This window comes from Alkalibacterium sp. s-m-28 (assembly GCF_054658175.1).
The window spans coordinates 1-736 of record NZ_BAAGIQ010000229.1 but is presented as its reverse complement, the minus strand read 5'-3'; the positions used below and the strand labels follow the sequence as shown (position 1 = coordinate 736).

At 41.7% G+C, this 736-nt stretch carries 1 protein-coding gene; it reads left to right on the top strand.

Annotation, left to right across the window (positions count from 1 at the left end; genetic code table 11):
- Nucleotides 1-82: 82 nt before the first annotated feature.
- Nucleotides 83-736: reverse transcriptase domain-containing protein (locus ACYQ4S_RS12085; RefSeq protein WP_459771405.1), on the top strand; the 654-nt coding region annotated here is incomplete at its 3' end.

Genomic DNA, 736 nt, shown 5'->3' with positions numbered 1-736 from the left:
CGCAGGAACAGAGGTCATAGTAGGGAAAATGTACCGAAGGACCGAACAGTATCAATACTTTGAAGATTGGAGGTTAGGCATTATGACAAACGCAGAAAACAACCACAAGGTTGGCAAGCTACAAAGGGATAAGCTGGAAGCGAAAGAGTATGTAGATGTGCGGAGTAATCGCCTAGGTGAACATAAAGACAAGTATGGTGAGTCTCTTATGAGTCTCGTTGTAAGTAAGAAGAATCTATTCACAGCAGCTAAAGTCGTCAGACGAAATAAAGGAGCTGCAGGAGTAGACGGAATGACAGTTAGTGAGGTGGAAGGTCATATAATGGAAGTTTATCCTTATTTGAGGAAGAAGCTTCTAGACGGTTCGTATAGACCTCAACCTGTAAGACGGGTAGAAATTCCAAAAGCTAACGGTGGAATACGCAAATTAGGTATTCCCGTCGTGCGGGACCGAGTGGTCCAGCAAGCTATTAGACAAGTGATAGAGCCTATCATTGATAAACATTTTCTCCCTCACAGTCACGGGTTTCGTAAAGGAAAAAGTAATCATACAGCTTTGAAAGAGTGTGTCGACTATTACCAACAAGGCTACAAAGTAGCCGTCGATTGCGATTTGAAACAATGCTTTGATACACTCAATCATGATAAGCTGATGTATTACCTCGAACAGTATATACAGGATAAGATGATTCTGAAAATTATCCGTAAGTTCTTACAGAGCGGTGTCATAGATCTG